Source organism: Microbacterium stercoris (assembly GCF_017592545.1).
GTDB lineage: Bacteria > Actinomycetota > Actinomycetes > Actinomycetales > Microbacteriaceae > Microbacterium > Microbacterium stercoris.
The window spans coordinates 284,327-296,295 of record NZ_JAGFOA010000003.1 but is presented as its reverse complement, the minus strand read 5'-3'; the positions used below and the strand labels follow the sequence as shown (position 1 = coordinate 296,295).

Annotated in this window: 13 protein-coding genes; 3 read left to right on the top strand and 10 right to left on the bottom strand. The window is 70.1% G+C overall.

Annotated features, from left to right (window positions below):
- Window positions 1-7: 7 nt before the first annotated feature.
- Window positions 8-721, bottom strand: coding sequence for a FadR/GntR family transcriptional regulator (locus J5V96_RS09150; RefSeq protein WP_208503010.1), 714 nt, complete (start codon window positions 719-721; stop codon window positions 8-10).
- A gap of 118 nt (window positions 722-839) precedes the next feature.
- Between J5V96_RS09150 and J5V96_RS09145 the strand changes: the two genes are divergently transcribed.
- Both J5V96_RS09145 and galE read left to right on the top strand, forming a co-directional pair.
- Window positions 840-1,472, top strand: coding sequence for a thymidine kinase (locus tag J5V96_RS09145; protein ID WP_208503008.1), 633 nt, complete (start codon window positions 840-842; stop codon window positions 1,470-1,472).
- Window positions 1,473-1,481: 9 nt separating this feature from the next.
- Window positions 1,482-2,501, top strand: coding sequence for a UDP-glucose 4-epimerase GalE (gene galE / locus J5V96_RS09140; protein WP_208503006.1), 1,020 nt, complete (start codon window positions 1,482-1,484; stop codon window positions 2,499-2,501).
- A gap of 36 nt (window positions 2,502-2,537) precedes the next feature.
- On the opposite strand, the gene J5V96_RS09135 is transcribed toward galE, so the two are convergent.
- The 6 genes from J5V96_RS09135 to J5V96_RS09110 all read right to left on the bottom strand — a co-directional run bounded on the left by J5V96_RS09135 (window position 2,538) and on the right by J5V96_RS09110 (window position 8,115).
- Window positions 2,538-3,149: a hypothetical protein gene (locus J5V96_RS09135; protein ID WP_208503004.1), complete on the bottom strand. Its 612-nt coding sequence runs from the start codon at window positions 3,147-3,149 to the stop codon at window positions 2,538-2,540.
- A 9-nt stretch (window positions 3,150-3,158) separates the two neighbouring features.
- Window positions 3,159-3,557, bottom strand: coding sequence for an NUDIX hydrolase (locus J5V96_RS09130; RefSeq protein WP_307793574.1), 399 nt, complete (start codon window positions 3,555-3,557; stop codon window positions 3,159-3,161).
- Window positions 3,554-5,002, bottom strand: coding sequence for a malate dehydrogenase (quinone) (mqo, locus tag J5V96_RS09125; protein ID WP_208503003.1), 1,449 nt, complete (start codon window positions 5,000-5,002; stop codon window positions 3,554-3,556). Before mqo ends, J5V96_RS09130 begins: the two co-directional genes overlap by 4 nt.
- Before the next feature lie 92 nt (window positions 5,003-5,094).
- Window positions 5,095-6,171, bottom strand: a complete 1,077-nt coding sequence (locus tag J5V96_RS09120) for an aspartate-semialdehyde dehydrogenase (protein ID WP_208503000.1) — start codon at window positions 6,169-6,171, stop codon at window positions 5,095-5,097.
- A 125-nt stretch (window positions 6,172-6,296) separates the two neighbouring features.
- Window positions 6,297-6,803, bottom strand: coding sequence for a GNAT family N-acetyltransferase (locus tag J5V96_RS09115; protein WP_208502998.1), 507 nt, complete (start codon window positions 6,801-6,803; stop codon window positions 6,297-6,299).
- 4 nt (window positions 6,804-6,807) lie between these two features.
- The gene (locus J5V96_RS09110; protein WP_208502995.1) at window positions 6,808-8,115 is read right to left on the bottom strand and encodes an aspartate kinase; all 1,308 of its coding nucleotides are present in this window, start codon (window positions 8,113-8,115) and stop codon (window positions 6,808-6,810) included.
- 147 nt (window positions 8,116-8,262) lie between these two features.
- Between J5V96_RS09110 and J5V96_RS09105 the strand changes: the two genes are divergently transcribed.
- Window positions 8,263-8,664, top strand: a complete 402-nt coding sequence (locus J5V96_RS09105) for a hypothetical protein (RefSeq protein ID WP_208502993.1) — start codon at window positions 8,263-8,265, stop codon at window positions 8,662-8,664.
- A gap of 10 nt (window positions 8,665-8,674) precedes the next feature.
- Here J5V96_RS09105 and J5V96_RS09100 read toward each other — a convergent pair whose 3' ends face one another.
- From J5V96_RS09100 to recR, 3 genes are all read right to left on the bottom strand, one after another.
- Window positions 8,675-9,622, bottom strand: coding sequence for a DMT family transporter (locus tag J5V96_RS09100; protein ID WP_307793573.1), 948 nt, complete (start codon window positions 9,620-9,622; stop codon window positions 8,675-8,677).
- A gap of 253 nt (window positions 9,623-9,875) precedes the next feature.
- Window positions 9,876-10,346 carry an NUDIX domain-containing protein gene (locus tag J5V96_RS09095; protein WP_208502991.1) on the bottom strand — a complete coding sequence of 157 codons (471 nt, stop codon included), beginning with the start codon at window positions 10,344-10,346 and terminating at the stop codon, window positions 9,876-9,878.
- A 1,024-nt stretch (window positions 10,347-11,370) separates the two neighbouring features.
- Window positions 11,371-11,964, bottom strand: a complete 594-nt coding sequence (recR, locus tag J5V96_RS09090; RefSeq protein WP_208502989.1) for a recombination mediator RecR — start codon at window positions 11,962-11,964, stop codon at window positions 11,371-11,373.
- Window positions 11,965-11,969: the final 5 nt, after the last annotated feature.

Below are 11,969 nucleotides of genomic sequence, written 5' to 3'. Positions count from 1 at the left end.
GCGGGATTCAGTGGTTCGGGTGCGCGGCGTGCGTAGCGGCGTAGAAGCCGACGATGTGGTCGCGGACGCGCGTGCGCGCCAGATCCGGATCGCCCGCCCGGATCGCGTCGAGAATGCTCTCGTGCTCGCCCTGCAGGTTCTCGACCATCGCGGGCCAGTCGTCGACGAGCGCGGCGCCCGCGCGTGCGTACGACTCGATCGCGGTGCGCAGCCCGGACATGACCGAGGCCACCACGCCGTTGCCCGAGGCCTCGGCGAGCCACACGTGGAACTGCGCGTCGAGCGCGAGGAACTCCTCGGGCGTCAGAGCGGCGTCGCGCATCGCCTGCAGCGTCGACTCGGCGGGGCCGAGGTCGGGCTCATCCGCGGTGGCGAGGCGGTGCACGACCGCACTCTCGAGCAGCACACGCGTGTCGACGATCTCGTCGAAGGGGAAGCCCTTCGCCGCCACCTGCAGGCGCATCAGGGTCGCCATGCCGCCCTCGGGTGTGGCCGTGATGATCGCGCCGGCGTTGGGTCCGGATCCGGACGCGGTGCGAAGCAGTCCCATCGACTCCAGCACGCGGATGGCCTCGCGCACGCTCGAGCGACCGACCCCCATCTGCGTGGCGAGGTCGCGCTCACCGGGCAGGCGATCCCCCGGCCCGAGCCGGCCTTCGAGCAGATCCGACTCGATGCGCTCCAGAACGGTGCGCCAGGCGCGAGTGGTGCCGCCGGGCATAAGCGGTGCCCCCTTCGGTTTGAGGTCTGACCACACTATCACTGTGGTCAGACCTCGGGCGCCCTCTCCCGCACGCGTCACGGCCGTCTCGACGTCGACGGGAATCTAGGCTGTGGAGGTGGCCAAACTGTACTTCCGCTATGGCGCGATGAATTCCGGCAAGTCAACGTCGCTGCTCCAGGCCGCCTACAACTACGAGGAGCGCGGCCAGCACGTGCTGCTCGCGAAGCCCGCGATCGACACGAAGGGCGCCGACCAGATCGAGTCGCGCCTGGGGGTGACCCGCACCGTCGACTTCGTCATCGAACACGATGACGACGTGCGCGAGCTGCTGGACCGCCAGCGCGAGCGCCTCGCCGCAGAGGCCGGTGCCGAGGTCGCCTGCCTCCTCCTCGACGAGGCACAGTTCCTGACACCGGCACAGGTCGACTCCCTCTTCCGCATCACGGTCGAAGACGGCATCCCGGTGATCGCCTATGGGATCCGCACCGATTTCCGCACCGAGGCGTTTCCCGGATCCCGCCGCCTGCTCGAGATCGCGCACTCGCTCGAGGAGCTGAAGACGATCTGCCGCTGCGGCCGCAAGGCGCTCTTCAACGGCCGCGTGATCGACGGGCGCTTTGTCTTCGACGGTGACCAGGTGGCGATCGACGCGGCCACCGCGGCGGAACGCGACGAGCACTTCGTCACGTACGAGTCGCTCTGCGGCACCTGCTATCTCGAGGAGTCGGGCGGCGTCCTCGCCCCGTAATCTGGAACCATGAAGGTTCTCCTCGCCGGCGGCGCCGGGTACATCGGTGCGCACACGGCCGTCTCCCTCCTCGATGCGGGGCACGAGGTCGTGCTCCTCGACAACCTCGGCAACACCAGCGGCGTGGTCGAGCAGCGCATCGCGCAGATCACCGGCAAGCCGGCTCCCCTCGTGGTGGGCGACGCGGCCGACGACGAGGTCGTGGAGGGCGCGTTCGCCGAGCACGGTCCCTTCGACGCGGTCATCCACTTCGCGGCGCTGAAGGCCGTGGGCGAATCGGTCGCCCGACCGCTGGACTACTACGCCAACAACCTCGACTCGACCTACGCGCTTCTGCGCGTGGGGCTCGCGCACGGCATCAAGAGCTTCGTGTTCTCGAGCACCGGAACCGTGTACTCGGATCCGGCCGACCTGCCGTTCACGGAGGACGCCACGCGCGACCTGGTCGCCCTGTCGAACCCGTATTCGAAGTCAAAGCTGATGAACGAGGTCGTGCTGCGAGACGTGCAGGCGGTGAACCCCGACGTCAACATCACGTCGCTGCGCTACTTCAACCCGGTGGGCGCGCACGCATCCGGGCTCATCGGCGAGGATCCCCAGGGCATCCCGAACAACCTCATGCCGTTCGTCGCGCGTGTGGCCGTGGGTCGGCTGCCCGAGGTCGGCATCTTCGGCGACGACTACGACACCCCGGACGGCACCGGCCAGCGCGACTACATCCACGTGGTCGACCTCGCAGAGGGCCACGTCGCCGCGCTCGAGAAGGCCCAGCCGGGCTTCGCGGTCTACAACCTCGGCACGGGCCACCCCGTGAGCGTGCTCGAGCTGGTCGCCTCGTTCGAGAAGGCCATCGGCCGCGAGCTTCCCAAGAAGGTGCTGCCGCGCCGCGCGGGCGACCTCGCCGCCACCTACTGCGACCCGGCCAAGGCCGAGCGCGAGCTGGGCTGGAAGGCGCGCCTCACGATCGACGACATGACGCGCGACGTCTGGAACTGGCAGCAGCAGAACCCCGGCGGCTACGAGGGCTGAGCGGGGCTCGGCGGATTGCGGCGGCCTGCTCCCGGCTCAGAAGAACAGCGCGAGCAGGCTCCAGGCGCCGTAGGCGGCGAGTCCGCCTCCCGCGGCGATGCCCGAGGTGAGGCCCACGGCGCGCCAGCGGCGCACCGTCCGGCGGTCGAGCCGGCGCGCGGGCACCTGACCCTTTCGGGCGACGAGCTCGGCCTTCGACGTGGCCTGGGTGGCGGCGGTCGTGCTGGGCAGCATGGCGGCGACGAGCGGGGATCCGGTCCACTTCTCGACGCCCCACGTCGTGGCCTTGGTGACGCCGTCACGCAGGGGCCCGACGAGCGCGCCCTTGATGTTGCGGCCGCGGATCGCCTCGGGCGCGAGCACCTGCGTCGTGAGCCGGCCTGCCGTGACCGAGACCTGCCGGGCATCGATGAGGCCAGCGCGGGCGACGTCCACGGCGAGCGCGCGCATCCGGCGCTGGGCGCTCGGCTTGAGCATCGGATCGTTGCCGCCGGCGTCGAGACGGTGCATCACGGTGCGCACGTCCGCCAGCATGCGGTGCGCCTCGGCCAGGTACCGCGCGGCCTGCGCATGCGGGCCGAGTGCGAGGAAGGCCGCTTCCTCGCCGATCCGATCGACCGCCTGGTCGAACTCGAACACCTCGCTCATGCTCACAGCCTACGAGCGCGCGGCACCCGCCAGGAGAGGGAAGACGATCTCCTGGTTGAGAGGTGCCTGATCCGGCTCCGATTCACGCGGATCCGTCCAGCGCAGCTCCTCGATCTCGGCCTGCGCGATCGGCTCGACGTCCTCACGCGTGACGAAGACCGTCGCGTGCAGCGCGTGCCCCGCCTCGTTCGCGGCGCGCGACTCGAAGACGCCCAGCAGCTCGAGGTCGCTCGGCGCGATGTCGACGCCGAGCTCCTCGAAGATCTCGCGCGTCGCGGTGTCGATCGGCTGCTCGCCCGCCTCCGGCTTTCCGCCGGGCAGCATAAAGCGGCTGGTGCCGCGCTTGCGCACGGTGAGCACACGTCCGTCGGCACGGACGAACGCGATGGCCGCGACCGTGATGGTCACGCGGTGATCGACAGCGCCTCGGCGGTGGCCCGGGTGGATGCCGCCGTCTTCGCGGGGTCGTCGTTGAGCGTCTCGCCGAACGTCGGGATCAGCTCACGGAGCTTCGGCTCCCACTCGGCCGTCTTGTCGGCGAAGCAGCGCTTGAGCACGTCGAGCATGATCGTCGCGGCGGTCGAAGCACCCGGCGAGGCGCCGAGCAGGCCGGCGATCGACCCGTCGGCCGACGAGACCACCTCGGTGCCGAACTGCAGCTTGCCGCCCTTCATCACCTGCGCGCGCTGACCGGCCTGGATGAGCTCCCAGTCCTCGTCCTTCGCGGTGGGCATGAACTCGCGCAGGCTGTCGAGCTTGCGCGAGCGGCTCTTGAGCAGCTCCGAGACGAGGTACTTCACGAGGTCGAGGTTGGTGGCTCCCACCTTCAGCATCGAGCCGAGGTTGTGCGCCCGCACCTGCGACACGATGTCGAGCAGGGAGCCCTTCTTGAGGAACTTCGGGCTGAACGTCGCGAACGGGCCGAACATCAGGGATCCCTCGCCCTCGACCATGCGCGCGTCGAGGTGCGGGACGGACATCGGCGGGGCGCCCACCGCGGCCTGCGAGTACACCTTGGCCTTGTGCTGGGCGACCAGCGTGGGGTTCGTCGTCTTCAGGAACTGACCGCCGATCGGGAAGACGCCGTAGCCCTTGATCTCCTTGATGCCGGACTTCTGCAGCAGCTTGATGGCCCAGCCGCCCGCTCCCACGAAGACGAACTTCGCGCGCACCTGACCGGGGGTCTGACCGACCTTGTCGCGGTAGGTGACGAGCCAGGTGCCGTCCTTCTCGCGCTTGAGGTTCTTGACCTCGTGGTTCAGGCGCAGGTTCGCGCCCTCGGCCGTCAGGTGGCCGAAGAGCTGGCGCGTGAGCGCGCCGAAGTCGACGTCGGTGCCCGACGGCGTGCGGGTGGCCGCGAAGGGCTCGTCGCTCTTGAGGCGCTTCTGCATCAGCAGCGGTGCCCACTGGTTGATGACGCGCGAGTCCTCCGAGTACTCGATGCCCGCGAAGAGGGGCTGCTTCGAGAGCGTCTCGTAGCGACGCTTCAGGTAGGCGACGTCCTTCTCGCCGCGCACGAAGGTCATGTGCGGGGTGGCGTTGATGAAGGTCGACGGACCGTCGAGCACGCCCTTGGCGACCAGCGACGTCCACAGCTGGCGGCTCTGCTGGAACTGCTCGTTGATCAGGACCGCCTTCGACGGATCCTGATCGTTCGGCATGTAATTCAGCTCGCAGAGCGCCGCATGTCCGGTGCCCGCGTTGTTCCACGCGTTGGAGCTCTCTGTCGCCACCTCCCCCTGACGCTCGAAGGCGACGATCTTCCAGTCGGGCTGGAGTTCATGAAGGAGGGTGCCCAGGGTGGCGCTCATGATTCCGCCACCGATGAGCACGACGTCGACAGGTTCGCTCACCCGACAAGTCTACGGCGGGGCATCCTGGGCGGTGACCGGAGAGGGCCGCAAGAACCGAGGTTCTTGCGGCCCTCTCGGGTCGGATCGGCGGATCAGACGGTCGCGCGCGCCTGGATGTCGGCGGCGACCAGCTCGGCGATCTGCACGGCGTTGAGCGCCGCGCCCTTGCGGAGGTTGTCGTTCGAGAGGAACAGCACGAGGCCCTTGCCCTCCGGCGCCGACTGGTCGGCGCGGATGCGGCCGACGAAGGACGGATCCTTGCCTGCGGCCTTGAGGGGCGTGGGCACCTCGTCGAGCTCGACACCGGGAGCGGCGGCGAGCAGCTCGCGCGCGCGCTCGGGGGTGAGCTCACGGGCGAACTCGGCGTTGATGCTCAGCGAGTGCCCCGTGAACACCGGCACGCGCACGCAGGTGCCGGCGACGCGCAACTCGGGCAGCTCGAGGATCTTGCGGCTCTCGTTGCGGAGCTTCTTCTCCTCGTCGGTCTCGTTGAGGCCGTCCTCAACGAGGTTGCCGGCGAACGGGACGACGCCAAAGGCGATGTTCTCCACGTACTTCTCGGGCTTCGGGAAGGTGACGGCCGATCCGTCGTGCACGAGGTCGAGCACGTTGTCCTGCGCGACGACGGCCTCGACCTGGCTGAGCAGCTCGGTGGCGCCCGCAAGGCCCGAGCCCGAGACGGCCTGGAACGTGGTCACGATGAGACGCTCGAGGCCGGCCTCGGCATCGAGCACCTTCAGCACCGGCATCGCGGCCATCGTGGTGCAGTTGGGGTTCGCGATGATGCCCTTGACGGCCTCGGTGATCGCATGGGGGTTGACCTCGGAGACGACCAGCGGCACCTCGGGGTCCATGCGCCAGGCGCTGGAGTTGTCGATGACGACAGCGCCGGCCTCGGCGAAGCGGGGCGCGTGTGCGCGGCTGCCCGTGGCGCCGGCCGAGAACAGGGCGATGTCGACACCCGACGGATCGGCGGTGGCGACGTCCTCGACGACGACGTCGACTCCCTGGAACGGGATGGTCGTTCCGGCCGAGCGCTCGGTGGCGAACAGACGCAGCTCCCGAATCGGGAAGGAGCGCTCCGCGATGATCTCGCGCATGACGGTGCCGACCTGGCCGGTGGCGCCGACGATGGCGATGGAGAGTCCTGATTCGGAGATGACGGTCATGGCGGATCCTTGCGCGGTCATCCGGGCGCCGGGCCATCCGGCGCACCGGCATTGGTGGGGTTGGTGAATTCTACCGGCGACGACGGGGTGCTCGGCCCCCGCCCGTCACACGCGGTCAGACGCGGTCAGACGCGCAGCTTGTAGCCGACGTGCGAGGCGGCATAGCCGAGACGCTCGTAGAACCGGTGGGCGTCGCTGCGGGCGGCATCCGAGGTGAGCTGGATGAGCGTCGCGCCCAGCGCGGGGGCCGCGTCATCGGCGACCCACCGCATGAGCGCCCGGCCGATGCCGAGCGAGCGCACATCATCGCGCACGCGCACCGCCTCGACCTGCAGCCGGTCGGCTCCCCTGCGGGCCAGACCCGGGATCAGGGTGAGCTGCAGGGTGGCGATGACCTCGCCCGCGCGCTCGGCGACCAGCTGCACGTTGCGCGGATCGGCCTGCACCTGGTCGAGCCCCCGCGCGTAGGCGTCGCGGTCGTCGGGTGAGGCGGTGTCGCCGCGGGTGGCGGAGATCGGATCGCCCGCGATCAGCTCGACGAGTGCGTCGAGATCGGACGAGTCGGCCGCGCGGACGTGGAACTCCCCGTCACGCGCGGTCAGGGTGACGGGGAGAGGGAGGCCGTTCAGCAACGGATCAGCGCCCGGTGCCGGCGTAGACGGTCGCCTCGATCTCGCTGTCGAGACCGTACGCGGTGTGGACGGCGCGGGCCGCCTCATCCACCTCGTCGAGACGCAGGACCACGGAGATCCGGATCTCGGAGGTCGAGATCATCTCCATGTTGATGCCCGCGATCGAGAGCGCCTCGAACAGCGTCAGCGAGACGCCCGAGTGCGTGCGCATGCCGGCGCCGACGACCGACAGCTTGCCGATCTGGTCGTCGTGCACGATGCTCTCGAACCCGAGGGTGCCCTGCTCGGCGGTGAGGGCCTTGAGCACCTCGACCGAGGTGTCCTTGGGCAGCGTGAAGGAGATGTCGGTGCGGCCCGGCTGCGCCGACTGCACGTTCTGCACGATCATGTCGATGTTCGCGCCGGTCTTGGCCACGAGCGAGAAGACGGCGGCGGCCGATCCGGGGACATCCGGAACGCCCACGACCGTGATCTTGGCCTGGCTCTTGTCGATCGCGACGCCCGTGACGACGGGCTCCTCCATGCCGATGACGTCGACCACTTCGGACTCCTTGCTGTGCTTGCGGGGATCGGCCATGCCGTCACCCAGGACGTAGGTGCCCTCGTTCGAGGAGAACGACGAGCGGGCGTGGATGAGCACGCCGTGGCGGCGGGCGTACTCGACCGCACGGATGTAGAGCACCTTGGCTCCGTTGGCGGCGAGCTCGAGCATCTCGTCGGCCGTGACCGTCTCGAGCTTGCGGGCGCGGGGGATGACGCGGGGATCGGCCGTGAAGATGCCGTCGACGTCGCTGTAGATCTCGCAGACGTCGGCGCCGAGGGCCGCCGCGAGCGCCACCGCGGTGGTGTCGGACCCGCCGCGGCCGAGCGTTGTGACGTCGTTCTTGTCGGGATTGACGCCCTGGAAGCCCGCGACGATGACGATGGCGCCCTCGTCCAGCGCCTCACGCAGGCGGGTCGGGGTGACATCCACGATGCGCGCCGAGCCGTGGTCGGCGGTGGTGAGCACACCGGCCTGCACGCCCGTGAACGAACGAGCCTCGTAGCCGAGCGAGTGGATCGCCATCGCGAGCAGCGCCATCGAGATGCGCTCTCCGCTGGAGAGCAGGATGTCCATCTCGCGCGGAGCCGGAATCGGCGCGACCTGGCCCGCGAGATCAAGCAGCTCGTCCGTGGTGTCGCCCATCGCGCTGACCGCGACGACGACGTCGTTGCCTGCCCGGCGGGTGTCGACGATGCGCTTCGCGACGCGCTTGATGCTCTCGGCGTCGGCGACAGACGAACCGCCGAACTTCTGCACGATCAGTGCCACTGGTGACTCCTCGGGGCGTCTCGGGAGGGCGCGCCCACTGGTCCCCTATCTTACGGAAGCGGCGCGACTCACTTTGACACGCCCGGATCCGTCTGACGGGTAACCTGCCCTGTCGACTGTTTTCAATTGCGGGGGAGAGTGCGCAGGATGCTCGATGGCGTGGGCGCAGTGGTGCAGGAGATCGGCGAGATGCTCGCCGGATCGTTCTGGCTGCTCGCGGCGATCCTGCTCGCCCTCATCGTGTGGACGATCGTGCAGGTGCGACGGCTGCGACGCATCCGTCGCGCGGCGGCTGCCTCTGCCTCCGGGTCTGCCTCTGAGGGTAGCGGCGGCGCGGAGCCCGAGGAGCCTCGCGCGCCGTCGTGGGTCGCGAGGCTCAGCGCCCAGTTCTGGTGGCGTCCCGCGCTCATCGTGATCGGTCTCGCGGTGTGGGTCGTCGGCTCTCCGCTCGCGCCGGGGTTCGGCCTGGACTGGATCGGCCCGGTGATCCTGGCGGCGGGCGTGGTCGCCGTGGGTGCCGCGGGACGACGCAGCCGCCCAGAGGAGTGACGCGTGCGCGTCAGCGCGGCAGCGGATCCGGATCGGGTTCGGGCAGCACGCGAGCGCTCGCCGCGCGACGCGGAATGCCGCCGGCCGCGAGCACACACCCGATGATCACCACCGGGAAGCCGAGCAGCAGGCTCAGGCTGAGCGGCTCGGACAGGATGACGATGCCGAGGGCGATCGCGACGATGGGGTTGAGGTAGGTGAACAGCGGAGCGCGCACCGGCCCCACCTCGGCGATCAGCGCGAAGAACGCGATGAACGCCACCGCCGTGCAGAGCACCGTGAGCAGAGCGACGTTGAGCACCGCGCCGCCCGTGGGCACCTCGGTCTGGGTGAGCAGGGCGATCGGCAGGTAGACGATGCCCACCGCCCCGAGGGCGAGGGTGACGGATCCGAGCGACGGCACGTCATGCAGTTTTCGGGCGACGATGAACGGCGCGATCGAGTAGAGCACGGCGACCGCGAGCACCTCGCCCATGGCGATGAGATCGCCCTGCGCTCCCCCGGCACTGCCGAGCGCCACCCAGGCGACACCCGCGAAGCCGAGCACCAGCCCGACCGCCCGCATCGGGCGCAGGGCCGAGCGGTCGCCCCGGATCACGGCGATGACCGTGGCGAACAGCGGCACCGTGGCCACGAGCAGCCCCGTGAGGCCCGAGGAGATCGTCTGCTCGGCGTGCGCAAGCAGCACGAACGGACCCGCCATCTCGATCGCCGCGAACGCCAGCACCCATGGCCACTTCCGCAGCGCCGGCCGGAGCGCCCCCTGTCGCAGAGCGAACGGCAGCAGCAGAAGCGCCGCGCCGCCGGTGCGGATGGCCACCACCGCCGCGGGCGAGAACGACTGCACGGCCTCGCGGATGAACAGATACGGGACGCCCCAGATCACCGCCATGATGCCGAACAGCACCCATCCCTTCGTCGAGAAGTGGGACGCGGTCGAGACGGCAGGGGATGACACCTGCCGATCCTCGCACGGGCCACCGACATCCGTGGGGGCGCTGCTGTGGGGTTCGGGTGGATGCGGCGGGGGCGGACGGCGGGGTATGGCGGGGGGCGGACGGTGGGGTGAGGCGGGTGGACGGCGGGGTGCGGACGGGCGTCCCGGAGCCGAGGAGATATCCCCATCCGAGGATCACCCCGAACGATTCGAGCCTCGACCCGGCAGATCTCCTCGCGAAGCGGCGGGCGGATCATCCGGACCGGCAGACGCCTCAGACGAGACGTACTCCTCGCGAGTCGGCGTCGGCGAGCACGCGGTCGATCCACTCATGGCGTGGGAGAGCGAGCGCCTCGGCGTGGGTGAACCAGCCGACCTCGAGCAGTTCCTGCTCCTCGAGCGCAAACTCGGCCGTCGGCACGGCGCAGAGGTAGGCGGTAGTGACGTAGCCGACCTCGTCGCCGTTCGGCAGCACGGTCTGCAGCTGCGCGCCCCCGTAGGCGCCGATGACGCCCAGGATGCGCGGCGCCACGCCGAGCTCTTCGCGCACCTCGCGTTCGACGGCTTCGCGCGGGTCCTCTCCCGGCTCGATGGCGCCGCCGATGAGGCTCCACCGCTCGGTGTCGCGCTGGCGAGCGAGCAGGAACGCGTCGCCGCGACGGATGACCGCAGTGACCCCGGGGAGAAGCAGGAGGTCATGCCCGATCCGTCTGCGGATCGAGCGCACGTACGGCGACATCGGCATGCCGCCACCCTAAAGTGCACGCCGCGGCGGGCCGCGCGACCGCGGTCCGACGGCCGGAGGGCAGATTCCGACCCGAGATGCGGGCCGAGGGCGACGTCGATCCGGGAGATCTCCTCGCCTAGTGGCTAGCGCGAGCCAGGCGCGTCCCGGACCCGAGGAGATATCCCAGGCTGAGGATCACCCCGGGCGGAACGGGCCTCGATCCGGAGATCTCCTCGCGGGGGGCGCGCGGGCGCGGGGGCGCGAGGTCGAGCCGGGCGCGCCGGGCGCGCATCCCGGATCCGAGGAGATATCCCCTCCTGGGGATCACCCCGGACGGAACGGGCCTCGATCCGGGAGATCTCCTCGCGAAGCGGCGGGCGCGAGCCGGCGCGCATCCCGAACACCCAGGAGAAATCCCCACCTGGGGATCACCCCGGACGGAACGGGCCTCGATCCGGGAGATCTCCTCGCGAAGCGGCGGGCGCGAGCCGGCGCGCATCCCGAACACCCAGGAGAAATCCCAGGCTGGGGATCACCCCGGACGAAGCGGGCCTCCTGAGGATCACCCTGGACGCAACGGACCTCGATCCGGGAGATCTCCTCGCGACGCGACGCGCGCCCCGGGCCCGCATCCCGGATCCGAGGAGAAATCCCCTCCTGAGGATCACCCCGGGCGGAACGGGCCTCGATCCGGGAGATCTCCTCGCGAAGCGGCGGGCGCGAGCCGGCGCGCATCCCGAACCCCCAGGAGAAATCCCCACCTGAGGATCACCCCGGACGCAGCGGCCCTCGATCCGGGAGATCTCCTCGCGAAGCGGCGGGCGCGAGCCGGCGCGCATCCCGAACCGCAGGAGAAATCCCAGGCTGGGGACGGCCCCGGGCGGATTGGTCCTCGAGCCGGGAGATCTCCTCGCGACGCGACGGGCGCGAGCCGGGCGCGCATCCCGAGCCGAGGAGATATCCCCACCTGAGGATCACCCCGAGCGGAGCGGGCCTCGAGCCGGGAGATCTCCTCGCGAAGCGGCGGGTGGAGGCGTTTCGGTCAGAGGGTACGGCGGCCTTCGAAGGCGCGGCCGAGGGTGACCTCGTCGGCGTACTCGAGGTCGCCGCCGACCGGGAGGCCGGAGGCGAGGCGCGAGACCGTGATGTCGAGCGCCATCAGCAGGCGGCTGAGGTAGGTGGCGGTGGCCTCGCCCTCGAGGTTCGGGTTGGTGGCCAGGATGATCTCCTGCACCTCGCCGTCGGCCAGGCGCGACATCAGCTCCTGGATGCGCAGCTCGCCGGGGCCGATGCCCGCGATGGGGCTGATCGCACCGCCGAGCACGTGATACAGCCCGCGGAACTCGCGGGTGCGCTCGATGGCGGCGACGTCCTTGGCGTCCTCGACCACGCAGATGAGCGAGCGGTCGCGACGCGGGTCGCGGCAGATCACGCAGGTCTCCTGCTCGGAGACGTTGCCGCAGATCTCGCAGAACTTCACGCGCTCGCGCACCTCGCGCAGCAGCTCAGAGAGGCGCGAGACGTCGAAGCTCGGGGTCTGCAGGATGTGGAAGGCGATGCGCTGCGCCGACTTCGGGCCGATGCCGGGCAGGCGGCCGAGCTCGTCGACCAGCTCCTGGACGATGCCGTCGTACATTCAGT